The sequence below is a fragment of the Ancylobacter oerskovii genome (genome assembly GCF_018390555.1).
GTDB classification, from domain to species: Bacteria; Pseudomonadota; Alphaproteobacteria; order Rhizobiales; family Xanthobacteraceae; genus Ancylobacter; species Ancylobacter oerskovii.
In genome coordinates this window covers 754,541-778,360 of the sequence record NZ_JAHBGB010000044.1, presented here as the reverse complement: position 1 = coordinate 778,360, position 23,820 = coordinate 754,541, and the positions used below count along the sequence as shown (strand labels likewise).

Annotated in this window: 21 protein-coding genes and 1 tRNA gene; 6 read left to right on the top strand and 16 right to left on the bottom strand. The window is 69.4% G+C overall.

The features are described from left to right. Nucleotide 1: 1 nt before the first annotated feature. The 9 genes from tatB to KHC19_RS24675 form a co-directional block, all read right to left on the bottom strand. Nucleotides 2–778 (bottom strand): Sec-independent protein translocase protein TatB, encoded by a 777-nt coding sequence (gene tatB, locus KHC19_RS26065; RefSeq protein ID WP_246549467.1) that lies wholly within the window; start codon nucleotides 776–778, stop codon nucleotides 2–4. Nucleotides 779–981: 203 nt separating this feature from the next. Further along, nucleotides 982–1,206 carry a twin-arginine translocase TatA/TatE family subunit gene (locus KHC19_RS24710; protein WP_213356223.1) on the bottom strand — a complete coding sequence of 75 codons (225 nt, stop codon included), beginning with the start codon at nucleotides 1,204–1,206 and terminating at the stop codon, nucleotides 982–984. Between the two features lie 183 nt (nucleotides 1,207–1,389). Then, a complete protein-coding gene (locus tag KHC19_RS24705; RefSeq protein ID WP_213356222.1) occupies nucleotides 1,390–2,469 on the bottom strand; it encodes an ABC transporter ATP-binding protein in 1,080 nt (359 codons plus the stop codon). A 37-nt stretch (nucleotides 2,470–2,506) separates the two neighbouring features. Further along, nucleotides 2,507–3,142, bottom strand: coding sequence for an SMC-Scp complex subunit ScpB (scpB, locus tag KHC19_RS24700; protein ID WP_213356445.1), 636 nt, complete (start codon nucleotides 3,140–3,142; stop codon nucleotides 2,507–2,509). Nucleotides 3,143–3,195: 53 nt separating this feature from the next. Then, the gene (locus KHC19_RS24695; RefSeq protein ID WP_213356221.1) at nucleotides 3,196–4,008 is read right to left on the bottom strand and encodes a segregation and condensation protein A; all 813 of its coding nucleotides are present in this window, start codon (nucleotides 4,006–4,008) and stop codon (nucleotides 3,196–3,198) included. Between the two features lie 34 nt (nucleotides 4,009–4,042). Beyond that, on the bottom strand, nucleotides 4,043–5,056 hold the full coding sequence (nagZ, locus tag KHC19_RS24690) for a beta-N-acetylhexosaminidase (protein ID WP_213356220.1): 1,014 nt from the start codon (nucleotides 5,054–5,056) through the stop codon (nucleotides 4,043–4,045). Between the two features lie 15 nt (nucleotides 5,057–5,071). Further along, entirely contained in the window at nucleotides 5,072–6,835 is a 1,764-nt protein-coding gene (locus tag KHC19_RS24685) for an SPOR domain-containing protein (protein WP_213356219.1), read from the bottom strand. 92 nt (nucleotides 6,836–6,927) lie between these two features. Continuing rightward, nucleotides 6,928–8,694, bottom strand: a complete 1,767-nt coding sequence (argS, locus tag KHC19_RS24680) for an arginine--tRNA ligase (RefSeq protein WP_213356218.1) — start codon at nucleotides 8,692–8,694, stop codon at nucleotides 6,928–6,930. A gap of 640 nt (nucleotides 8,695–9,334) precedes the next feature. Continuing rightward, the gene (locus KHC19_RS24675; RefSeq protein WP_213356217.1) at nucleotides 9,335–10,513 is read right to left on the bottom strand and encodes a deoxyguanosinetriphosphate triphosphohydrolase; all 1,179 of its coding nucleotides are present in this window, start codon (nucleotides 10,511–10,513) and stop codon (nucleotides 9,335–9,337) included. 93 nt (nucleotides 10,514–10,606) lie between these two features. Here KHC19_RS24675 and erpA point away from each other — a divergent pair, with 93 nt between their 5' ends. Next, entirely contained in the window at nucleotides 10,607–10,960 is a 354-nt protein-coding gene (gene erpA, locus KHC19_RS24670; RefSeq protein ID WP_213356216.1) for an iron-sulfur cluster insertion protein ErpA, read from the top strand. After that, on the top strand, nucleotides 10,960–11,727 hold the full coding sequence (locus KHC19_RS24665) for a 5'-methylthioadenosine/adenosylhomocysteine nucleosidase (protein ID WP_213356215.1): 768 nt from the start codon (nucleotides 10,960–10,962) through the stop codon (nucleotides 11,725–11,727). Before erpA ends, KHC19_RS24665 begins: the two co-directional genes overlap by 1 nt. Before the next feature lie 12 nt (nucleotides 11,728–11,739). On the opposite strand, the gene KHC19_RS24660 is transcribed toward KHC19_RS24665, so the two are convergent. Next, entirely contained in the window at nucleotides 11,740–11,907 is a 168-nt protein-coding gene (locus KHC19_RS24660; RefSeq protein WP_213356214.1) for a hypothetical protein, read from the bottom strand. Between the two features lie 249 nt (nucleotides 11,908–12,156). On the opposite strand from KHC19_RS24660, the gene KHC19_RS24655 reads away from it, so the two are divergent. Further along, nucleotides 12,157–12,297 carry a hypothetical protein gene (locus KHC19_RS24655; protein WP_213356213.1) on the top strand — a complete coding sequence of 47 codons (141 nt, stop codon included), beginning with the start codon at nucleotides 12,157–12,159 and terminating at the stop codon, nucleotides 12,295–12,297. Nucleotides 12,298–12,376: 79 nt separating this feature from the next. Beyond that, the gene (xth, locus tag KHC19_RS24650; RefSeq protein WP_213356211.1) at nucleotides 12,377–13,168 is read left to right on the top strand and encodes an exodeoxyribonuclease III; all 792 of its coding nucleotides are present in this window, start codon (nucleotides 12,377–12,379) and stop codon (nucleotides 13,166–13,168) included. 244 nt (nucleotides 13,169–13,412) lie between these two features. On the opposite strand, the gene KHC19_RS24645 is transcribed toward xth, so the two are convergent. After that, entirely contained in the window at nucleotides 13,413–14,246 is an 834-nt protein-coding gene (locus tag KHC19_RS24645) for a tetratricopeptide repeat protein (protein WP_213356210.1), read from the bottom strand. Beyond that, the gene (gene ilvD, locus KHC19_RS24640; protein WP_213356209.1) at nucleotides 14,233–15,960 is read right to left on the bottom strand and encodes a dihydroxy-acid dehydratase; all 1,728 of its coding nucleotides are present in this window, start codon (nucleotides 15,958–15,960) and stop codon (nucleotides 14,233–14,235) included. The genes KHC19_RS24645 and ilvD overlap by 14 nt, the downstream gene beginning before the upstream one ends. Nucleotides 15,961–16,330: 370 nt before the next feature. On the opposite strand from ilvD, the gene KHC19_RS24635 reads away from it, so the two are divergent. Further along, the gene (locus KHC19_RS24635; RefSeq protein ID WP_213356208.1) at nucleotides 16,331–16,561 is read left to right on the top strand and encodes a hypothetical protein; all 231 of its coding nucleotides are present in this window, start codon (nucleotides 16,331–16,333) and stop codon (nucleotides 16,559–16,561) included. A gap of 189 nt (nucleotides 16,562–16,750) precedes the next feature. On the opposite strand, the gene KHC19_RS24630 is transcribed toward KHC19_RS24635, so the two are convergent. From KHC19_RS24630 to KHC19_RS24615, 4 genes are all read right to left on the bottom strand, one after another. After that, on the bottom strand, nucleotides 16,751–19,588 hold the full coding sequence (locus KHC19_RS24630) for a valine--tRNA ligase (RefSeq protein ID WP_213356207.1): 2,838 nt from the start codon (nucleotides 19,586–19,588) through the stop codon (nucleotides 16,751–16,753). A gap of 190 nt (nucleotides 19,589–19,778) precedes the next feature. Next, nucleotides 19,779–20,567: a PopZ family protein gene (locus tag KHC19_RS26265; RefSeq protein ID WP_213356206.1), complete on the bottom strand. Its 789-nt coding sequence runs from the start codon at nucleotides 20,565–20,567 to the stop codon at nucleotides 19,779–19,781. A 384-nt stretch (nucleotides 20,568–20,951) separates the two neighbouring features. After that, nucleotides 20,952–22,361, bottom strand: a complete 1,410-nt coding sequence (locus KHC19_RS24620; RefSeq protein WP_213356204.1) for a TolC family outer membrane protein — start codon at nucleotides 22,359–22,361, stop codon at nucleotides 20,952–20,954. A gap of 175 nt (nucleotides 22,362–22,536) precedes the next feature. Further along, nucleotides 22,537–23,199 carry a protein-L-isoaspartate O-methyltransferase family protein gene (locus KHC19_RS24615; protein ID WP_213356202.1) on the bottom strand — a complete coding sequence of 221 codons (663 nt, stop codon included), beginning with the start codon at nucleotides 23,197–23,199 and terminating at the stop codon, nucleotides 22,537–22,539. 356 nt (nucleotides 23,200–23,555) lie between these two features. On the opposite strand from KHC19_RS24615, the gene KHC19_RS24610 reads away from it, so the two are divergent. Then, a tRNA-Cys gene (locus tag KHC19_RS24610) sits at nucleotides 23,556–23,629 on the top strand. Nucleotides 23,630–23,820: the final 191 nt, after the last annotated feature.

Sequence of the window (23,820 nt, the reverse complement as noted above, 5' to 3'; positions counted from 1 at the left end):
CTTAGGCGCCCTTCGCCTTGGAGGCGTCTTCGCCGGCCGGCGGCGCGGATGCGGCGGTCTTGGTCGCGGAGGTCTTGATCTCGGAGGTCTTGCCGTCAGGTGTCGCCGGCGGATGGTCGAGGTCGGCCACCGCCTCGGCGATCTCGGTCTCGGAGCCAGGTGCGGCGGGCCCGGTGTCCGTCGCCGCCGAGGGACGGTCGAGATCGGCGACCGCCGCCGAAATCTCCGGTTCCGAAATCTCCGGCGTCGCCGCGAGCTTGTCGGGGGAAGACACGGCCGGCGGCGCGGTCTCGCTCGCCGCCGCGATCGGCGCCGGCTCCGTCCCGGCGATGGCATCGGCGGCGCCGCGCACCTCGGCCTCGATGCTCTCGAAGGCGTTCGGCTCCAGCTCGCTCGGCTCCAATGCCGCCACCGGGGTGGCTGCCGGATCGGTGGGCACCGGCAGGTCCTTGCGCTCCACCGGCGTCGCCGCGTCCTTCAGCTGCTGCTCGATGTCGTGCAGCGGATTGGTGGGGATCGAGGCGGCGACGCTGTCGCGCACGCTGGAGATGCTGTTCTGCGTGTCGTCGGCGAAGCCGGACAGCGTCTTCTTCACATCCGCGAGATCGGCCTCGCGCAGCGCTTCCTGGAAGGTGCCCTGGAACTCGCCGGCCATGCGGCGCAGCTTGCCCACCATGCGTCCGACATTGCGGATCACGCCGGGCAATTCCTTGGGGCCGATCACGACCAGCGCCACGACGCCGATCACCAGCATTTCGGACCAGCCGATATCAAACATGAAGATGACGGGGCAGCGCGTCGGCTGCCCTCCCCGATCCGATGAGGTGCGATCCACGGGCCCGGCGCCCGTGGCCTGTCCGCCGACGACCTTCCGCCAGCGCCTGTTCGCGCCGGAAAGCCGTCAAAGCCGCCTTGCGCCGGCGAAACGCGCCGGCGGGAAGCAGCTTGGCTTCCCGCTTGGCAGGGAAGCCGCAGGCGTCGTCAGCCGACCTTGCTGCGCTCGGCCTCGACATTGTTCTGGTGGTCGAGCGAGCGCACCGGCTCGGCCGGCTTGGCCGCCGTCTCGTCATCGTCGGCCATGCCCTTCTTGAATGCCTTGATGCCCTTGGCGGCATCGCCCATCAGCTCGGACAGCTTGCCGCGGCCGAAGAGGAGCAGCACGACAACCAGCACGATGATCCAATGCCAGATGCTCAACGAACCCATATCAGAAACTCCCTGGACCGAAACGCCTGCCCCAAGCGGCTGGAACTCCTGGCGCGCGCGTCGCAACTGAGGCCGGACACTAGAGCATCGCGCGGAAAAGTGGGAACAGCTTTTTCGCGCAGTCCCTGCCCGCGTGATGGGCATCGGTCGCGTCGCACCCTGCCGACCCTCTGCACAGGTGATCTAAGGTCCGGTGGCGGCGAAAACAAGAACTTCGGCGATATCGATGTGAACGCCGACATTCTGGCCGGCACCGAGACCGGCGGTGCCGCGCCGCCGCACGATCAGCGGCCGGTCGATTCCGGCCACCACCACTTCATAAAGGTCGAGCTCGCCCAGGAAGCGGTGCTCGACCACGCGCCCGGCGGCGCCCGAGCCCGGCGCCCGCAGCTCGACCCCCTGCGGGCGGATCGCCGCGACCGCCGGCGTGCCCTCGCCGAGCCCCGGCGCCGCAAAGCTGCCGAGCGGGGTTTCGAGCCGCCCGCCGGCGACCCTTCCAGCCACCTCGTTGATCTCGCAGAAGAAACGCGCCGCCGGCAGGTCGATCGGCTCGCGGTACAGCGCCACCGGCGTGCCAAGCTGCACGATTCGCCCCGCCCGCATCAGCGCGATGCGGTCGCCCATGCGCATCGCCTCCTCGGGGTCATGAGTGACGATGACACAGGTCGCGCCGGCATCGCGCACCACGTCCAGCGTCTCGGCGCGCACGCTGCCGCGTAGCCGGCTGTCGAGCCCGGAGAACGGCTCGTCCATCAGGAGGATTCCCGGCCGGGTCACAAGTGCGCGCGCAAGCGCCACGCGCTGCTGCTCGCCGCCGGACAGCGCATGCGGATAGTCCCCGGCATAGCGGCCGAGCCGCATGCGCTCCAGCGCCCGCCGGGCTTCGGCGAGCGCCTCGGCCCTGGGCAGCGCCTTCAGGCCGAACGCCACATTGTCGAGATTGGTGAGATGGGGAAACAGCGCATAGTCCTGAAAGACGAGGCCGATGTGCCGCTTCTCCGGCGGCACGAACTGGTCCGGCCCCGCCACCACCCGCCTGTCGAGCAGGATGCGCCCGGCGCTCGGGCGCTCGATGCCGGCGATGAGGCGCAGAAGCGTGGTCTTGCCGCAGCCGGAGGGGCCGAGCAGGCACACGATCTCCCCCGGCTCGATCACGAGATCGATCCCCTTGGCGGCGGCGGTGGTGCCATAGCTGTGATGCACGCCTTCGAGGATCAGCCGGCTCGCCAGCGAGATCGGGGTGCGGGTCGGCACGTCGTCCATGCGTTGCTTGATCCCTGTGCGGGCCGGAAAGCCGGCCTCAACCCTCGTCTTCGCCTTCCCGCACCTCGTCCATTTCCTCCGGCTCGGGCGCGAGGCCGAAGTCGAGTTCCGGCTCCAGCGGATCCTCGTCGTCCGCCAGCGCCATCTCGTCGCTCGGCAGCGGCACGGTTAATCCGGCCGTGACGCGCGCGTCAACGAAGCCGGCCCCCTTGAGCTCCTCCAGCCCCGGCAGGTCCTGGATCGACTCCAGCCCGAAATGGACGAGAAAGCTTTCCGCGGTGCCATAGGTTACGGGCCGGCCGGGACTGCGCCGACGGCCGCGCATGCGGATCCAGCCGGATTCGAGCAGCACGTCGAGCGTGCCCTTGCTGGTGGAGACGCCGCGGATCTCCTCGATCTCCGCCCGCGTCACCGGCTGGTGATAGGCGATGATCGCCAGCGTCTCCAGCGCCGCGCGCGACAGCTTGCGCGGCTCGGGCTTGTCGCGGGCCAGCAGGAAGCCGAGATCGGGGGCGGTACGCAATGTCCATTTGCCCGCCACGCGCACCAGGTTGACGCCGCGGCCGGCATAATCGGCGGATAGTTGCGCCATCAGCGGCCGCAGATCGACGCCTTCCGGCAGACGGGCCGCCAGCGTCGCCTCGTCGAGCGGCTCGCCGGCGGCGAACAGCATGGCCTCGAGCAGGCGCAGATGGACATCGCGCTCCGGCACCCCGTTGTCCCCGCTCAACGCGACGGCCCCCGCTCACCGTCGGCGTCGCGGCGACGGACATAGATCGGCGCGAAGGCCTCGCTCTGCTGGAGATCGATCACCCCCTCGCGCACCATCTCGAGGCTGGCAGAGAAGCTGGAGGCCAGCATGGTCGCCCGCATCTTCGGATCGGCGAACCAGTCGATCAGCAGCCCGTCGAGGCGCGACCACTCGCCGGCGGGATCGAGCCGCCCGATCATCCGCTCCAGGCGCTCGCGCGCCTCGGCGAGCGGGATGACGTTGCGCGGGGCGAAGCGCACCTGCGAGAGCGCGACCTTCTGCCGTTGCGCGCCATAGGCCGCCAGCAGGTCGTAGAGGGTGGCCTCATAGACCGGCCGCGCCGCGCCGGTCAGAGGTTCCGGCGCGCCCCGCGCGAAGACGTCGTGGCCGATGCGGTCGCGGGTGGCGAGATGCGCGGCGGCCGCGCGGATCCGCTCCAGGCGCTGCAGCCGCGCCGCGAGGTCCTGCGCCAGATCGGCGGCGCTCGGCCCCTCCGCCTTGGGCGGCTCGGGCAGCAGCAGGCGTGATTTCAGGAACGCCAGCCAGGCCGCCATGACCAGATAGTCCGCCGCCAGTTCCAGCCGCACCCGGCGCGCCTCCTCGACGAAGCGCAGATACTGCTCGGCCAGCTCCAGGATGGAGATGCGGGACAGGTCCACCTTCTGGGTGCGGGCGAGCGCCAGCAGCAGGTCGAGCGGCCCCTCGAAGCCATCGACATCGACGACGAGCGCGCCCTCGCCCGGGATGCGGGCGTCGTCCGCCTCGAAGGCAAGAGGGGTATGTTCCATGGTGATCGTCGGCGTCGGAGATCGGGGGCGGCGTTCAGGACGCCGTGATCATACCCGAAAACGTCGCGGAATCCTCAATCCCGGCCACCCGTGCGGCGGGGCTCCATTCCAGCGCCGCCGCGCAGCGCCGTGCCGCCTCCCCGGCCAGCAACGGCGTATGCGCCGCCACCTCGGCCATCTCCTCCATGCGGCCATTGCAATGGAGCGCCAGGTCGCAGCCGGCGGCAAAGGAGGCCGCCGCCCGCTCGCCCAGCGAGCCGGACAGCGCGCCCATCGAGAGATCGTCGCTCATCAGGGCGCCGTCGAAGCCGATATGGCCGCGAATGATCTCGTCGATCACCTCTCGCGAGGTGGTGGCCGGCGCCGTCGCGTCGATCGCGGTGTAGACCACATGCGCGGTCATGCCGAGAGGCAGGTCCCTCAGCGGCCGGAACGCCGCGAAATCGGTCGCCTCCAGCTCCGCGCGCGAGGTCTCCACCACCGGCAGGCTTTCATGGCTGTCGGCACGGGCGCGGCCATGGCCCGGAATGTGTTTGAGCACCGGCAGAACGCCCCGCGCGCCCATGCCCTCGGCCACCGCGCGGGCAAGCCGCGCCACCTGCGCCGGCTCGGCGCCATAGGCGCGATCGCCGATGATGCCGTGGCCCTCCGGCAGCCGCAGATCGGCGCAGGGCACGCAATCGACGGTGATGCCGAGCGCTACGAGATCGCCCGCCATCACCCGTGCGTTCTCCCTGGCGGCCGTTTCCGCGGAGAAATCCCCGGCCTCGGCCATGGCGGCGAAGCGGCCAGCGGGCGGATAGGCCGGCCAGTGCGGCGGGCCGAGCCGCTGCACGCGCCCGCCCTCCTGGTCGATCAGCACCGGCGCATCGTGGCGGCCGACCACGGCGCGGAAATCGGCGACCAGCGCCCTCACCTGCTCCGGCGTCTCGACATTGCGACGAAACAGGATCAGTCCCCACGGCGCCGCCTCCGCGAAGAAGCGGCGCTCGTCCGGGGTGAGCGCAAGACCGGCGCAGCCGGCGATGAAGGCACGGGGGGCGGTCATGTCAGAGGTCCGGCGTCAGAGGCGCGAGACGAAGCAATTACCGCCCTGCGACTTCAACTGCTCGCACAGGTTCACCGCATCGGCGCGGTTGGTGAAGGCTCCGATCTGGGCGCGATAGGTGGTACCGCCGGTGGAGGAAATGTCGCCGCGCCGCACCGAGGCTGGCTTGCCGCCGAGCAGGCTCGGATAGCGCGTCAGCGCGCTGCGCAGCATGGCCTGCGCATCCGCCTCGCTCGGCACCGAGCCGATCTGCACCACATAGGCGCCGCTGGCGGTCGGCACGGAGTTGGCCGCGGCGTTCAGCGTCTGCGTCACATTCGCCGCCGGCGCGGGAGCCGCCTGCGACGGCGCGGTGGCGACCCGGGTGGGTGGGGCCGGCACGTTCGGCACGATGGACGGCGTGGCGGCGAGCGGCGCCGGATTGGTCGAGACCGGCGAGGCCGTGCCGGGGCTCAGGGCCACCGCGGCCGATGCGGTCGGCTGCGGCGATTGGGGCGTGGTGGCGACGGCCGCCGCCGGCGTCGGCGCGGGATCGCCTTCGACGATGCTGCCGTCGGCGCGCACGGTGAGGGTGCGCACCCGCTTCGGCTCGGTGCCGGACGGCGCGGTGGCGACCGGCGTCCGGGAACTCGGCGCCGGGGCGATCACCCGCGGCTGCGGCTGCGCCGCCTGCGAGACGTCGACCGGCTGCTCCTCGCTGGACACCACCTTCTCGCTGCCGGTCGAGCCGGTACCGCCGACGCGGTCATAGATCAGCTTCTGGCCATCGCTGGTGGTTTCCGCCGTCTGGGTCGGCGCCGGCACCACCTTGTTGGGCGCCTGCTCGGCGCGGATCACCGGAGGCTGGCCACCGGCAATGGTCGAGGTGCCGCCGCTGCGAAGGAACGCATAGGCGCCGGCACCGCCGACCACAAGAACCGCCAGCGCGGCGCCGGCCATCAGGAGGCGCCGCCGGTTGCGACGCGGCGCGGCGGCCTCGTGGCCGAAATCCTCGTCGGCCTCAGCCCCATAGGCCTCGTCGTCGCCGGAAGTGCGGCCATAGTCGTAGACGTCGTCCTCGCGATCGAGGCCGAGATCGAAGGTCGTGTCGCGATCGGCGGGCGCCTGGTTGGCGCGGCTCATCCAGCTCGGCGGCGGAGCGGCCGGCTGCTCGAAGGCCGGCTCGGCCCGCGCGGGCGCTCGCGGGGCCGGGGCCGGCTCGACGGGAGGGCGTCGATCCACCACCGGCGCGCGCACAGGAGCTGCGGGCGGGGCAACCGGCGCGCGGGGCGCGGGCGACGGGGCCGCGGCAGCCGCAGAGACGGGCGCCGCCGGCCGCGGCGGCATGGCGGGACGCGCCTCGCGTGCATAGGGCTCGCCCGGATGCGGCGGACGCTGACCGGGCTCGACGGAAGGACGCTCGGCGCGCGGGGCGGGAGCGGGAGCGGGAGCGGCGGCACGCTGCGCCGATTCGGTATAGACCTCCGCCGCGAGCGCGGCGAAGGAGCCCGCCGCCGGACGCGGCGCGGCAGCCGGGGACGGCGCGCGCGGCGCCTGCGGAGCCGGCTGGGGCTGCGACGGACGCGGCGAAGCCACCGGCGCCTGCGGCCGGGGCGGCGGTGCCGCCGGACGCTGGGGCTGCCGGGGAACCTCGCGCATCAACGCCGCGAACTCGTCCTCCTGCGCCATCATGCGCGCGAGTTCGGCAAGCGGATCGGCGGCGTTGGACCGTCCCTCGGCCGGGCGCGGGGCGTGACCCGGATCGCTCTGCCGATAACGTGAAGTGCCGTCGTTGACCATGTTGACCGGACCTGTTGGCTGCGTGCGAACACCCGCCGGCAGGACCGGAGGCGCACTTTAGGAGGAGCGGAGCGAGACCTTACGCAACGCGCTCACCGCATTTCTTCGGGAGCATCGACTCCGAGGATCGCGAGTCCCGAAGCGATGATCAGCGCAACCGCGTGAACGAGTGCCAGCCGCGCATAAGTCGACTTTCGATCATCTTCGATAATGAAGCGTAAATGTGGCGCGTCTTTGCCGCGATTCCACTGTGCATGCAGGGCGCTGGCGAGATCGTAGAGGTAGAACGCGACCCGGTGCGGCTCGCGCGCGGAGGCCGCCTGCTCGATCAGCCGGGGATAGCCGGCGATCAGCCGGGCAAGCGCGATCTCGCCCTCGTCGTCGAGCCGCGACAGCTCCGCCGAGGCGAAGGCGGCCGGGTCGGCGGGCAGATCGGCGAAGGCGTCGCGGGCGTTGCGCAGGATGGAGCGCGCCCGGGCATGGGCGTACTGCACGTAGAACACCGGGTTGTCGCGGCTCTGCTCCATCACCTTGGCGAGGTCGAAGTCGAGCACCGCATCATTCTTGCGGTGGATCATCATGAAGCGCACCGCGTCGCGACCGACTTCATCCACTACTTCACGCAACGTCACGAAGGTGCCGGCGCGCTTCGACATCTTCACCGGCTCGCCATTGCGCAGCAGGCGTACCAGCTGGCAGATCTCGACGTCGAGCCCCCCCTCCCCGCCGGTGGCGGCCTTCACCGCCGCCTGCATGCGCTTGATGTAGCCGCCGTGATCGGCGCCCCACACGTCGATCATCTGCTTGAAGCCGCGATCGAACTTGTCCTTGTGGTAGGCGATGTCGGCGGCGAAGTAGGTATAGGCGCCGTCGGACTTCACCAGCGGCCGGTCGACGTCGTCGCCATATTCGGTGGCGCGGAACAGCGTCTGCTCGCGGTCCTCCCAGTCCTCCACCGGCGCCCCCTTGGGCGGCGGCAGGCTGCCGTCATAGACGAGGTCGCGGGCGCGCAGGTCTTCCAGCAGTCGGTCGATGGTCGAGGCGTTGCCGCCGTTCCGCGCATGCAGCGTCCGCTCGGAGAAGAACACGTCGTGGCGGATGTTCAGCGCCGCGAGGTCGTCGCGGATCATCGCCATCATCTCGTCGATGGCAACCTTGCGCACCGACGGCAGCCATTCCTCCTCGCTCTTGTCGAGCAGCGTCCGGCCATATTTCACCACGAGGTCGCGCCCGACCGGCACCAGATAGTCGCCGGGATAGAAGCCCTCGGGAATGGTGATCTCTTCGCCCAGCGCCTCGCGGTAGCGCAGATAGGCCGAGCGGGCGAGCACGTCGACCTGCACGCCGGCATCGTTGATGTAATATTCGCGCGTCACCGCCCAGCCGGCGAAGGCGAGCAGGTTGGCGAGCGCATCGCCGAACACCGCGCCGCGGCAATGGCCGACATGCATCGGCCCCGTGGGATTGGCCGAGACATATTCGACATTCATCGCCTGCGCGCCGCCCATGCCGGAACGGCCGAAATCGGCGCCCTGGATCAGCACCGCCTCGATCACCCGCGGCCAGAAGGCCGGGGCGAGCGCGATGTTGATGAAGCCGGGCCCGGCGACGTCGACCCGCTCGACATCATCGATCGCCCGCAATTTCTCGGCCAGCTTCTCGGCGAGATCGCGCGGCTTCAGGCCGGCATCCTTCGAGAGCACCATCGCGGCATTGGTGGCGAGATCGCCATGGCTGGCATCGCGCGGCGGCTCCACCACCACGCGTCGCGCGTCGATGCCTCCCGGCAGCACACCTTCCGCCGCCAGCGCTTCCAGCGCGGCGCGGACATGATCGGCGAAGAGGGCATAGAGGTTCATGGCGGAAAGCTCCGAAACGGCCGGCCCGAAGGGGCGCGAGCCGGCTAGCGCGTTTCGGGGGGCGAGTCAAAAGACTTGGCGTGCCGCGTGCCGCACGTCCACCGAGCCCTCCTTGGCTTTCCCTCTCCCTGTGAGGGAGAGGTTGCCCGCGCAGCGGGTCGGTGAGGGGGGACGACATTGGGGGATCAGTAAGCCCCCTCACCCCATCCCTCTCCCCCGCGGGGAGAGGGCCGCCTCGCCTCGCAACGTCCCGAAGCGGCCACGCCTGGAACAGCCGCGTATGTTTGGCGAGCGCATAGCGGTCGGTCTGGCCGGCTTGGCCGGGTCAAGCCCGGCCATGACGTCGTGTGGGATGGAGGCGACGTCCATGGCCTCGCCGTCATCCCGGACGACCGAAAGGCCGATCCGGGATCGCATGGGAAGCAGAGAGCAATCCCGGCTCTCCGGCTTCGCCTGCGGCCGGGATGACGGATGCCGGCGAGGCGCTCCACCGGCCTCCCTACGCAATCCCGCCAAAGCACCCACATCCTGAGGTGCGTGCGAGCGCACCCGGACGAGCCTCCTTCGAGGCCCGACCTGCGGCCGGGCACCTCAGGATGAGGGCGCCCGGAGCAGGCTCGGAGCGGATGAGACCAGCCCCTCACAAATTCCCGACGTCGAACAGCCGCGCATGCTCGGCGAGCGCGTAGCGGTCGGTCTGGCCGGCGATGAAGTCGGCAATGCGCCGCGCCCGGCCGGCCTCGTCACGCGCCTCCATGCCGGCGCGCCATTCCACCGGCAGGGTGAACGTATCGGCCATGTAGGCGCCGAACAGTTCACGCACCATCCGCCCGGCCGCCTCCATCTCCGACATCACCCGCGGGTGCCGGTACATGCGGGGAAACAGGAAGTCCTTGATCGCCCGCTCGCCCTGCGCCCGCTCGGCGGAGAAGCCGACCAGCGCCCGCCCCAGCCGGCGCACCGCGTCGGCATCCTCCGGTCCAAGCTCGGCGGCCCGCCGCCGGGTCTCGCCCACCACGTCCTCGATCAGCAGGGTGATCATCCGCCGGCCGATCTCGTGCACCATGCGCGAACCGGACAGCCCCGGCCAATCCGCCTCGATGCCGGCGATCACCGCGCCCACCAGCGGCAGCGCCCGCAATTCCTCCACCCTGAACATGCCGGCGCGCAGCCCGTCGTCGAGGTCGTGCACGTCATAGGCGATGTCGTCGGCGATGGCGGCGACCTGCGCCTCGGCGGAGGGCCAGCTCCACAGCCACAGATCCTGCTTCTCGCCATATACGGCGATGGCATGCGCCAGTGGCCCCTTGCCCTCGCCGGCCAGCGGCCCGTTATGCTTGACGATGCCTTCCAGCGTCTCCCAGCTTAGGTTCAGCCCGTCGAAGCCGGGATAGCGGTTCTCCAGCCGCGTCACCACGCGCAGCGACTGGGCGTTGTGATCGAAGCCGCCATAGGCGGCCATGCAGGCGTCGAGCACCCGCTCGCCGGCATGGGCGAAGGGCGGATGGCCGAGATCGTGAGCCAGCGCCAGCGCCTCGGCGAGGTCCTCGTCCAGCCCCAGCGCGCGGGCGATGGAGCGCGCCACCTGCACCACCTCCAGCGTGTGGGTGAGCCGGGTGCGGTAGTGGTCGCCCTCGTGATAGGTGAAGACCTGCGTCTTGTAGGCCAGCCGCCGGAAGGCGCTGGAATGGATGATGCGGTCGGCGTCGCGGCGGAAGGCGCTGCGCGCGCGGCTTTCGGGCTCGGCGACCAGGCGGCCGCGGCTTTCCTCGGCCCGGGCGGCCCATGGGGCGCGTGGCTCGGCGGCGGCGAGCGCCATGCGCGGGTCTCCTCTGCGCGTTCGCCCCTTTGACTCGGCGGCGTCAGCACTTAACTATCAAGCCAGTCACATTCAACATCCGAAGGCCGCCCGATGGCTGACGCCTCCCTCGCCCCCTCTGCCGACAACGTCGCGGTCACGTCCAGCGCCGCCCGTCGCATCGCCGAGATCCTGGCCACCGAACCGCCCGCCAGCATGCTGCGCGTCAGCGTGGAGGGCGGTGGCTGCTCCGGCTTCCAGTACAAATTCGACATCACCCGCGAGAAGGCCGAGGACGACCTCGTCATCGAGCGGGACGGCGCCACCGTCGTCGTCGATCCGGTCTCGCTGGAATACATGTCCGGCTCGCAGCTCGATTTCGTCGACGACCTGATCGGCGCCTCGTTCAAGATCAGCAATCCGCACGCCACCGCCTCCTGCGGCTGCGGCACCAGCTTCGCGCTCTGATGTCGCCTGACGGGACGCGGCGCATCGGCGTGCTCTGCGCGCTGGAGCAGGAGGTCGCCTATCTCCTCGACAATCTCGAACATGCCGAGACCTTCGACACCGCCGGCATGGCCTTCCATGCCGGCCGGCTCGACGGCGAGGCGGTGGTGCTGGCCAAGGCCGGCATGGGCAAGGTCAATGCCGCCATCGCCACCACGCTGCTGATCGAGCGTTTCGGCGCGCGGGCGGTGATGTTCTCCGGCGTCGCCGGCGGGCTCGACCCGGCCCTGTCGGTCGGCGACATCGTCATCGCCGACCATGTGATCCAGCACGACCACGGCTATGAGGGGCCCGGCGGCTTCGTCGCCTACCAGCACGGGCACCAGCCCTATTTCAATCCGTTCGACGGCCTCGGCATCGCGCTGGATCCCGCCCTTGCGGCGCGGATCGCGGCGGCGCTGGCCGATGTCGAGCTCGCGCCCCTCGCCGCCGCGGGCGACGGTGCGCCGGCGCCGCGCCTGCATTTCGGCCGGGTGCTCACCGGCGACCAGTTCATCAACAACGAACAGGTGCGCGAGGCGCTGTTCCGCGACTTCGCTGCCAAGGCGGTGGAGATGGAGGGCGCCGCCATGGCGCAGGCCTGCGCCGCCTTCGGCGTGCCCTGGGTGGTGATCCGCGCCCTCTCCGACCTCGCCGGCCACTCCTCGCATTTCGACGTGCACCGCTTCCTCGACGAGGTGGCGCGTTCCGGCGCCCTCATCGTGCGCCGGCTGCTGCCGGTGGTATGAGGAGCAAACGGATCATCGCCGGCCGGCGACCAGGCGCTCCGCCACCGTGCCGCCCAAGGCCGGCAGCACGCCGAACAGCAGCAGCTGCGCCATGCCGGTGATGCCGAGGACGGCGGACAGGGCGAAGGCGACAAGAAGCCCCAGCACCACGCCCGCAATATAGGGTCCGTATCCGCCCATCCGCACCGCTCCTTTCCCGAGGCCGTCTGCGACGTCATAGGGCCGCAGCATGCGCCGCCGACGCCGGATCCACCACCCCACGCCTTCCAGCCGTTGCCGCACCGGCGTCGACGCGAAACAGGACGCGCAGGGAATGATCCCCCTCATCCTTACGCTTTCCTGAGGTCGCCGCCCCGTCTTCGCCATCGAAAGCTGACGCAGCGTCGCCCACATTGAGGGCACGGTCGATCCCGGCCGATGGAGCCTTCCATGTTCATCGCCACCCTGCGCTCCGTGCTGGCGCACCTGTTCCACCGCCTTGACCGGCAGCTGACCGATGGCTGCTACCAGCACGGCCGCTACTGCACCAGCGACGCCAAGATCCGCCATCCCGCCCGCCCGCGCCGGTGACGGCGCCGATTGCACCGATGGCGCCGAGCCGGCATGCTGCGCCCGATTCAAGACCCGAGGCAAAGCGGACATCTCGCCCATGCGCATCGCCACCTGGAACGTCAATTCCGTCCGGCTGCGGCTCGACAACACGCTGACCTGGCTCAAGGAGCGCCAGCCCGATCTCGTCTGCCTGCAGGAGATCAAGTGCCAGGACGACCAGTTCCCGCGCGAGGTCTTCGAGAGTGCCGGCTACAATGTCGCCGTGCACGGGCAGAAGGGCTTCAACGGCGTCGCCGTGCTGTCCCGCCTGCCCTTCGACGAGGTGAAGGCCGGCCTTCCCGGCGACGAGGCCGATGTGCAGTCGCGCTTCATCGAGGTGGTGGTGTCGCGCCCCGGCGGCGGCGTGGTGCGGGTGTGCGGCATCTATTTGCCCAACGGCAACCCGCCGGACACCGAGAAATACCCCTACAAGCTCGCCTGGATGGCGCGGCTGAAGGCGCATATCGCCGAACGCCTCGCCCTGGAGGAGCCGCTGATCGTGGCCGGCGACTACAACGTCATCCCCGAGCCGGAGGATGCCGCCCATCCCGAGGCATGGGTGCGCGACGCGCTGTTCCTGCCCCGCACCCGCGCCGCCTTCCGCGCCATCGAGAATCTCGGCCTTACCGATGCGCTGCGGGCGTCGAGCGACGCGGCCGGGCTCTACACCTTCTGGGACTATCAGGCCGGGGCGTGGCAGAAGAACAACGGCATCCGCATCGATCACCTGCTGCTCTCCCCGCAGGCGGCCGACCTCCTCAAGGGCGTTGGTATCGACAAGCATGTGCGCAGCTGGGAGAAGCCGTCCGATCATGTGCCGGTCTGGGCGGATCTCGACATCGCGGCGTGAGGACGGCCGATCCGAGCTACCGGGCACCACCTCATCCTGAGGTGCGAGCGAAGCGAGCCTCGAAGGATGCTTGCCCTGGCGTGCCCGGACAACCATCCTTCGAGGCTTGGCGTACCGCCGGGCACCTCAGGGATGAGGATGCTCCATGGATTTCGACCAGGCTGGCAACCGCCGAAGTCCATCGCCGCCCGCCTCGAAAGGCGGCACCTGGATCCGCGGCCGAAGCCTTAGCGCCTACAAGCGCCTACCGCTCGACCTTCATATATTGCTCGAGATAGACCAGCGCCATGGAGCGCTCGTCCGGCGTCGCATTGGCAAAGGCGTCGTCATAGAGATCGACCACCCATTTGTCGCTCGGCCCGGCCGCGGCGTCGCGGGCGAGCGTCAGCCACATCAGGCCGCGCGCCGCCTGGCGGGGAATGCCGTCGTCGCCCTTGAACAGCAGCCCGCCCAGCGCCGCCTGCGCCTGGTACTGGCCCTTGTGGGCGGCAAGCCCCAGCCAGCGGGCGGCGAAGCGCAGGTCGCGATTGACGCCGACGCCATCGATATAGAGGCGCGCCAGATGGTACTGCGCTTCGGAATCGCCGAAATAGGACGCGGCATAGGCGAACATGTCGCGCGCCCGGTTGGGATCGCGCCGCACCTTACTGTTGGGAATCCCGATCAGGTAGTAATTGCCCAGCGCCACGAAGGCATCGGCGACGAAACGCGCCTGCGGCGTCGACGGGTTGTCGTCCGCATGCATGTTGGCGATCTGGGTGAAATACTCGAACGCCTTGATGTCGTTGCGCTCGACCCCTTCCCCCTCGGCATACATGCGCCCGAGCTTCCACTGGGCACCGGCATGGCCCTGGTCGGCGGCATAGCGCAGGGAATCGATGCCCTTCTCGGTCTCGCCGGAGCGCAGCGCCTGGGTGCCGAAGCGCACGGCTTCGTCGAGGGGACGCGGAGTGGAGATGCCCCCATTGCCGGAATCGGTGGTGCCGTCGAAGGCAAACGCCTGCGACCACACCGCCGGCAGCGGCATCAGCACCGTCGCAGCGACGGCTATGAGGGCCAGACGGTCAGATATCCGCATAGCACGATGTCTCAGCTGCGCCGCCGGGATGCGTCACCGCGCCCTGACGGGCGGGCCCCACGGCCTGCGCGAACTTCCAGATGGCCCCCGAGCCGAAAGACGACGGACGCGGCTGCCACTCGCGACGGCGCGCGGCCAGTTCCTCGTCCGAAAGCGCGACGTCGAGGCGGCCCTCGATCGCGTCGATGGTGATGAGGTCGCCGTCGCGCAGAAGCCCGATCGGCCCGCCCACCGCCGCTTCCGGGCCGACATGGCCGATGCAGAAGCCGCGGGTGGCGCCGGAGAAGCGGCCATCGGTGATCAGGGCCACCTTGTCGCCCATGCCCTGGCCGTACAGCGCCGCGGTGGTCGCCAGCATCTCGCGCATGCCCGGGCCGCCCTTCGGACCTTCGTAACGGATCACCAGCACCTCGCCTTCCTTGTAGGCGCGGTTGGTGACGGCCTCGAAACAGGCCTCCTCATTGTCGAAGCAGCGGGCGGGGCCGGAGAAGATCTGGTTCTTCAGGCCGGCCACCTTCACGATGGCGCCGTCCGGGGCGAGATTGCCGGCAAGCCCAACCACGCCGCCGGTGACGGTGATCGGGTCGTTGGCCGGGCGCACCACGTCCTGGTTCGGGTTCCACTTCACCGAGGCGAGGTTCTCGGCGATGGTGCGGCCGGTCACGGTGAGGCAGTCGCCATGCAGATAGCCATGATCGAGCAGCGTCTTCATCAGCAGCGGGATGCCGCCGACTTCGAACATGTCCTTGGCGACATAGCGCCCGCCCGGCTTCAGGTCGGCGATATAGGGCGTGCGCTTGAAGATCTCGGCGACGTCGAACAGGTCGAACGCGATGCCGCATTCATGCGCGATGGCCGGCAAATGCAGGCCGGCATTGGTCGAGCCGCCGGAGGCCGCCACCACGGTGGCCGCGTTCTCCAGCGCCTTGCGGGTGACGATGTCGCGCGGGCGGATGTTGCGGGCGATCAGATCCATGATCTGCTCGCCCGCGGTCATGCAGAACCGGTCGCGGATCTCGTAGGGGGCCGGGGCGCCGGCCGAATAGGGCAGCGCGAGGCCGATCGCCTCGGAGACGGTCGCCATGGTGTTGGCGGTGAACTGGGCGCCGCAGGCGCCGGCGGAGGGGCAGGCCACCTGCTCGATCTCGTCGAGATCCTCGTCGGACATCAGGCCGACCGAGTGCTTGCCCACCGCCTCGAACATGTCCTGCACGGTCACCGGCTGGCCGCGGAACGAGCCGGGCAGGATCGAGCCGCCATAGATGAAGATCGACGGCACGTTGAGCCGCACCATGGCCATCATCATGCCCGGCAGCGACTTGTCGCAGCCGGCGAGGCCGACCAGCGCATCATAGGAATGGCCGCGCATGGTGAGCTCGACCGAGTCGGCGATCACCTCGCGCGAGGCCAGCGAGGCCTTCATGCCCTCATGGCCCATGGCGATGCCGTCGGTGACGGTGATGGTGCAGAACTCGCGCGGGGTGCCGTTGGCCGCCGCGACGCCCTTCTTCACCGCCTGCGCCTGGCGCATCAGCGAGATGTTGCACGGCGCCGCCTCGTTCCAGCAGGAGGCCACGCCGACCAGCGGCTGGTGGATCTGCTCGCGGGTGAGGCCCATCGCATAGAGATAGGAACGGTGCGGCGCGCGCGCCGGCCCTTCCGTCACATGACGGCTGGGCAGGTTCCTTTTATCGATGAGCGTCTTGGCGTCCATTTCTAAAGTGCTTTCCCGGTAGAGGCGGAATTCTTTGAACCCGCATCCTAGGCACGACTATCCACTGTCTTCGGGTCGGATTTCGTGCCGGTTTGTGGCGGCTTCGCGGCGCCCTGGGTGCCGGGCCCGGTTAGGGTGGCGAATGCGTGACACTGTTGCACATGTGTCACGATCGGCGGTAGCGCCAAACGGCGGTACCGCGTGCCATCTCGCGCTTAGGCTTAAGGCTTTACTGCTACCTCTTTTGCCGCCTCGCCCCGGGCCCGGCGTCCTTCAGGCGCGCGTCATCACCACGTCACGCGCTGTGCGGAAGGGAGGTGGCGGTGTAGGCTTCAACGACGCGGCGGAGACCGCGGTCAGGAGGACGAAAATGTCGAGCGGCAATATCGTGGATCGCCTGCGCGCGATGGCGGCGGATCTCGACGGGTTTCCCCGCGACAAGGTGGAGGACGAGCTCTCCGAGGCGGCCGATGTGATCGAAAGGCTGCGGAGCGAGCTCGACAAATATCTGCCGCCGGTCGAGGCGCCGACGGCCTCTTCGACCTCCGCCCGGGACGACGCCCTCCCGGTGCCGCCCACCGCTGTCGGCTCCACCTCCTGAGGGCGCCGGCCGGCACGCCCGCCCGCCGGCGCGGCGGAACCGATCTGCCGCCGCGATGACATGCAGCCCGGGCCTTGCCCGGGCATCCATGTCCTCGCCATGCCCCGGCCAGGGGGCGGCCTTCCCGCCGTGCCCCCCACCCGCCCGCAGAGCGGAATGTCGAGTGGAACCGCGGCCCGGAGAGCCCCCTCAGCCCGCCTTGCCGAGGCGGCCGAGCGCGTCGCGGATCTTGGCCGCGCGGGCCTGGGCGGCGTCGCGACGCTCGCGCTGCTCCTCGATCACCTCTTCCTTGGCGCGGGAGATGAAGTCCGGGTTGCCGAGCTTCTTCTCGATCTTGTCGAGCTCGTCCTGCGTCTTGGCGAGCTCCTTGCCGAGCCGCGCCACCTCGGCGTCCATGTCGATGATGCCGGCCAGCGGCAGCGCCGCCGCCTCGTCGCGCACCACCACCTGCACCGCACCGGGCGGGGCAATGTCGGCGAAGGTCACGCCGGAGAGGCGGGCGAGGCGCGTCAGCGCGTCCATCCACACCTCGGCCCGGGTCTGGGTGAGGCTGGAGGCGTCCACCAGCACCAGCGGGATCTGCGCGCCGGCCGGCACGTTCATCTCCGCCCGCACCGAGCGGATCTCGGTGACGAGGTCGAGCAGCCAGCCGATCTCCTCGGCCGCCTGCGGCGCCTTCAGGCCGGAGAGCTTCGACCAGGGGGTCAGCGCCAGCATGGCCGGCCGCCGCAGCCCTTCGCCGGCGGTGAGCTTCCACAGCTCCTCGGTGAGGAACGGCATGAAGGGATGCAGCAGCTTCAGGATCTCGTCGAGCACGAAGGCGGTGGTCGCCCGCGTCTCCGCCTGCCAGGGATTGTCGGCGTTCATGAACACCGGCTTGGCCAGCTCCAGATACCAGTCGCAGAAGATGTTCCACACGAAGCGATAGGCCGCGCCCGCCGCATCGTTGAAGCGGTAGGCCTCGATGGCGGCGGTGATCTCCTCGTTCGCCTGCTGCAGTTCGCCGAGGATCCAGCGGTTCACCGCCAGTTCCACCTGCTTCGGCTCATAGGTCGACACCCGCGTGCAGCCGTTCATCTCGGCGAAGCGGGCGGCGTTCCACAGCTTGGTCGCGAAGTTGCGGTAGCCCTCGACACGCGAGGTCGCGAGCTTGATGTCGCGCCCCTGCGCCGCCATGGCGGCGAGCGTGAAGCGCAGCGCGTCGGCGCCATATTCCTCGATCAGCGACAAGGGGTCGATGACGTTGCCCTTGGACTTCGACATCTTGGCGCCCTTCTCGTCGCGGACGAGGGCGTGGATGTAGACGTCCTTGAACGGGATGACGCCGTCCATGAAATGCAGGCCCATCATCATCATCCGGGCGACCCAGAAGAAGATGATGTCGAAGCCGGTGATCAGCACCGAGGTCGGGTAGAAGCGCTCGAGCTCCCTTGTCCGGTCCGGCCAGCCGAGCGTCGAGAACGGCCACAGCGCCGAAGAGAACCAGGTGTCCAGCACGTCCTCGTCGCGGGTGATGAGGCCGCCCGCCTTCTCGGGATGCTTGGCGTAATCCTGCGCCTCGGCGTCGGTGATGATGCCGGCCTGCACGCAATGGGCGAGCGCCGCGGCGATCGCCGCCTCCTCGGTCTCCTCGACGAAGACGGTGCCGTCCGGCCCGTACCAGGCCGGGATCTGGTGGCCCCACCACAGCTGGCGCGAGATGCACCAGGGCTGGATGTTCTCCAGCCATTCGAAATAGGTTTTCTCCCAGTTCTTCGGGATGAAGCTGGTGCGCCCGTCGCGCACCGCCTTCAGCGCCGGCTGGGCCAGCGTGTGGGCGTCGACATACCACTGGTCGGTGAGCCAGGGCTCGATGACGACGTTGGAGCGGTCGCCATGCGGCACCATGTGGGTGTGCGGCTCGATCCTGTCGAGCAGCCCGCGCTCCTCCATCAGCGCGACGATGGCCTTGCGCGCCGCCTCGCGACTCTGGCCGCCCAGCGCCAGCACCGCGTCGAGATCGGCGCCCTCGGTAGCGCCCTCGAGGAACTCGGCATTGCCCGACAGCGCGAGCCGCGCCTCGGCGTCGAGCACGTTGATCATCGGCACGCCGGCGCGCTTGCCGACCTCGAAGTCGTTGAAGTCGTGCGCCGGGGTGATCTTCACCGCGCCGGTGCCCTTGGTCGGGTCGGAATAGGCGTCGGCGACGATGGGGATCAGCCGGCCGACCAGCGGCAGGCGCACCTTGGCGCCGGCGGCGACGAGGCCGAGATAGCGGGTGTCCTCGGGATGCACCGCCACCGCGGTGTCGCCGAGCATGGTCTCCGGGCGGGTGGTGGCGACCACGATATAGTCGCGGGTCTCATACCCGGTCGGCCTGCCTTCCTCGTCGAAGGCGATCGGGTGCTCATAGGTGACGCCATCGGCGAGCGGATAGCGGAAGTGCCAGAGATGACCCTTCACCTCGGTCTGCACCACCTCGAGGTCGGAGATGGCGGACTGGAACTTCGGGTCCCAGTTGACGAGGCGCTTGTCCTTGTAGATCAGCCCTTCCTTGTAGAGCCGCACGAACACCTTGAGGACCGCGCGCGACAGCCCCTCGTCCATGGTGAAGCGCTCGCGCGACCAGTCGCAGGAGGCGCCCAGCCGCTTCAGCTGGTTGATGATGGTGCCGCCGGATTCTTCCTTCCACGCCCAGACACGCTCGACGAAGGCCGCGCGTCCCATGTCGCGGCGGCCCGGCTGCTGGCGCTCGGCGAGCTGGCGCTCGACCACCATCTGGGTGGCGATGCCGGCATGGTCGGTGCCGACCTGCCACAGCACGTCCTTGCCGCGCATGCGCTCGAAGCGGGCGAGCACGTCCTGCAGCGTGTTGTTCAGCGCATGCCCCATATGGAGCGAGCCGGTGACGTTGGGCGGCGGGATGACGATGCAATAGGGCTCGGCGTTTACCCGCTCGGGACGGCCGGCCTTGAAGGCATCGGCCTCGACCCATGCCTGATAGATGCGGCCTTCGACGGCGGCGGGATCGAACCTGTTGTCGAGCATGTCGGCTCCGGGGCACCACGGGAAACGGGTGCGACAGAAAGCGGAGCGGGGCGCTCAAGTCAACATTCAGTTGACGATCCGGCCTGCCCCAACGGCTCCGGCACAACCGGGGCCGGGATCGACAAGCCTCCCGATGGCATGCCGGCGTCGGCGGGTCGAGACCGGGCGAGCCGGCGGCCCGCCCGTTCGCTCACTGGCCGTGGCGCGCCACGCGCTCGATCTCGGCGCGCACCAGCCGCTCCACCAGCTCGGGCAGGTTCTCGTCGAGCCAGCTCCTCAGCATCGGGCGCAGAGCGTCGGTGACAACGTCCTCCATCGAGCGGGTGTTGGAGGCGACGGTACGGGCCAGCGCCCCGAAGGAGGACGCCACCGATTCGCCGGCAGCGCCGGACACCAGCCGGTTCGGCCGGCCCTCCGCCTCGGCGCGCGCCAGCAGCGAGCGGGTCTCGCCGCGCGGGGCCTCGGCGTCTTCGGAGGTGCGGCGTTCGGCGAGCGTGGAATTGAGACGCGACGAAACCACGGCGGGCTTGGCTTGCACCTGCATATCGGCAGTCTCCGGGAAGGCTTTGGGAGCGAGGGATTCGACGGAACGGGTAACGGCGGCCATGACCTGTGCATGCAAACTGCCGGCCAGGCCATCGAGTTCCGCATGGACGGCGCGCTCGATGGGCGTCGCCTCCGTCCGTGCGGCGGCGGCGGCGGTCGGCGGCAAGGGATGCGGGCGCGGCGCCGTGGCATCGGCGATCTCGGCCTCGTGCTGCGGGACGGCCACGGCCGCCACGGCGACGGCGGGCTCGGCCGCGAGCTCCTCCGGCTCGCCGGCAACGGTCTCGGCCGACGGCTCCGCCGAAGACGCGACATCCTCGCCGACCGGAGCGACCTCAACCAGTTCGACGAGGCCGGCGGACTGTGCCGCTTCGCCCTCGCCGGCGACATCGTCGGAGATGATCCGCCTGATCGAGGCTAGAATCTCCTCCATGGATGGCTCGTTCGCCCTCGCACTCACCGACATGCGCTGCATCCGACCTCTGAAACGCTTACTCACACACCATGCGGGTCATTGCCCCGCCGAATCATACATTAACACTTTGTAAACATGCCACTAGCTCCAATGTCGCGCCATCGAGGCCCGTGAGCTTGTGGATGACCGACCGCAAGGGACGTCCCGCCGCGCCCATTATTGACCCAGCGTCAGCCACCGACGCAATGCCTGCAATCAGCCCGCGCCCGCGACTTGCGCATGATGCCTGCAGCCGGGCGGATCCTGTATCCCGAGCGATGTTCCCCCCCACCCGCACCGGCCCGAACGAAAATGCCCGGCACGAGGCCGGGCATCTTCTCGATCGAGGAAGGCGGCCGGGCGCTACTGCCCGCCCGGGGTCCGCACGCCGATCCAGGCGTCGCGCACCTGGTTGTAGTGGATCTTCGGATTGTAGGTCGCGACCTTCAGCGACAGCTTGGTGGAGTTGAGTTCGCCCACCGAGGACAGCACCGCATAGGAGGCAACCACGCGGTCGCGCTGGGCGATGACCAGGCTGGCCCGCGCGTTGAACAGCGCCGTCTGGGCGTTCAGCACGTCGAGCGTGGTGCGCTGGCCGACGCGCCATTCCTCGCGCACGCCGCGCAGCGCGATCTCGTTGGCGGCCACCGAGGCCTGCGCCGATTCGATGGCGTCCTTTGCCGCCACCAGGGCGCCCCAGTACTGCACCACATTCGCCCGCACCTGGTCGCGGTTCACGTCGACCTCGATGCGCGACTGGCTGAGCAGTTCCTTGGTCTGGCGGATGGTCGCGAACTCCGAGCCGCCCTGATAGATCGGCACGGTGAGATTCAGGCTCGCGGTAGCGGAGGTCGCCCGCTCGATCGTGGTGGACGAATTGTAGTTCGACCCCGCCGTGCCCTGCAGGCTCAGCTGCGGCGACAGGGCCGATTCGGCCACCTTCACATTCGACATCGAGGCGTCGACCGCGAATTCGGCCGCCTTCACCGCCGGATGGCGACCGAGGCCCATCTGGATCGCCGTGTCGACATTCTTCGGCAGCATCGGGTCGATCGGGCGGCCGGGCGAAAGCTTGTTCGCCTTCAGCCCGGTCACCTGGAAGAACACCGCCTGCGAGGTGGTCAGGTTGGACTGCGCCTGCGAGAGCAGGCTCTGGGCGTTGGCGACGCTCGCCTCGGCCTGGGCGACGTCGGTGCGGGTGATCTCGCCGACGGCGAAGCGGTCGCGGGCCGCCCGCAATTCTTCCTGCAGGGCCGCGAGGTTCTGCTTCTGCAGCTCCACCAGCGCCGAGTTCTGCAGCACGTTCATATAGGCGGTCACGCCGTCGAGCAGTACCAGCTGCTCGGTATTGCGCAGCAGCTCGCGCTGGCCCCTCACCTGCGATTCGGCGCCGCGCACCGAATTGGCGGTGCGCAGGCCGTCATAGATGGTCTGGCTGATGGTGACGCCGAATCCCGAGGGAAACAGCGTGTTGTTGCTGACCGTCGGCACGCCGGTGAGGCGAGCCGTCGCCGCGCCGATTCGCGTCTCGGTCCATTCGGCGCCGATCGAGGCGGTGCCGAACACCTGCGGACGGTAGCCGCCCAGCGCGATCGGCACATATTCGTCGGTGGCGCGGGTGGCCGCACGCTGCGAATTCAACGTCGGGTTGCTGTTGTAAGCGGAAACCAGCGCCTGATCGAGCGTCTGGGCGGCGGCCGGAAGCGATGTCCCAATCACGAAAACGGTGATCGCAGACGCGACCAGCCTGCCCCCGGTAGCATCAAGCCACATGCTCAAACCCCTGCAACGCGATCAAAACGGAAGCGACTACCATCGGCCGCTTCTCATCTATGTATGACGGACTGTCAGAATAGGAGGACGAAGAGGAGCTGTGAACTGCAAGTAGGAGAACGGAAACCAATTTGCGGGGAGCGCGGCAGATCAGCCACAGCCCCCGCGCAAAGCCTTAGAATACAAAGCCCGGCGCCGCCTCGAACCCCGGCAGGGTGGGCACGGCGGCATCGAAGACCACGCGCGATCCGATGCCCCCGGCGGTGTTGGTGAACACCGTGGCGCGGCCGGCGCGGCCCCGTCCGATCACCGCAACGAGTCGCCCGCCCGGCTTGAGCTGCGAAAGCAGCGCCTGCGGCGCCTCGTCGACCGATCCGTTGAGCAGAATCGCGTCATAGGGCGCCTCGGCCGGCCAGCCGGCGGTGAGCGGCCCCTTCACATAGGCGGCGTTGAGCAGGCCGAGCTCGGTGAGCACGCCGGCCCCCTTGTCGGCCAGCTCGCCATCTTCCTCGAGCGCCACCACCTGGCCAGCGAGCCGCGCCAGCACGGCGGTCGAGTAGCCGGTGGAAGCCCCGACATCGAGCACCAGATCGCCTTCGCCGATTTCGGCCGCCTGCAGCAGCTTGGCCAGCACCATCGGCTCCATCAGGTAGCGGCCGGGGGCCCCCTCCTTCACCAGCAGATCGTCGTCGATATAGGCGAAGTTGCGCAGCCCGGCCGGGACGAAGCGCTCGCGCGGCGTCTCCAGCATGGCGGCGACGATCTTCAGATCGGTCACGTCGTTCGCCCGCACCTGCGCGTCGACCATGGCACGGCGCATCTCAGCGAAATCGATCATTCTGGGCAATCCCGACTACGTTCCCGGAAAACGCCGCGGAGAGCGCTGCGGCAAGGCTTCCCTGCCCTGCTCCCTGCCCTTCGCGGCTTGCCATGAGTAGTGCGACGCACGCCGGCTTGGCAAGCATTCTTCCACCCATGTCGCTGCATCCCGGCCCGTTCCGCCCGCACGGCTTCCACCTGCCCGCCTGCCGTGTGCCCGCGCGCGCCCAAGCTATACTCCTGCGCGGCCCTTGCGCGGCGGCGCACGGGACCGGGGACGAAAGGGCGCTCCTCCGTTGCCGTTCGCAAGAGGCTCTGTTATGAGGCGCCTCGGCTGCAAGACGGCGGCGCTCTCCGGGGCGCTTCCTCGCCTGCGGCCACGTGGCGGAGTGGTTACGCAGCGGACTGCAAATCCGCGTACGGGGGTTCGATTCCCTCCGTGGCCTCCAACAGCGCACGCGCCGCCGAGATGCCCGGATCGGGTGCCGGCGGCGCGTGTTGCGCCCGCAACAGGGGACGGCGGGTCGACCGCCCGCACCGCTCCATCGTTTGACAATGCTGGTCGATCGTCGTTGATGAAGCCCGTCGCTGAAGCTGCCGCCGGCGGCCAGCGGCTGCGGCGCCCGTGCCTTTTTCCGGC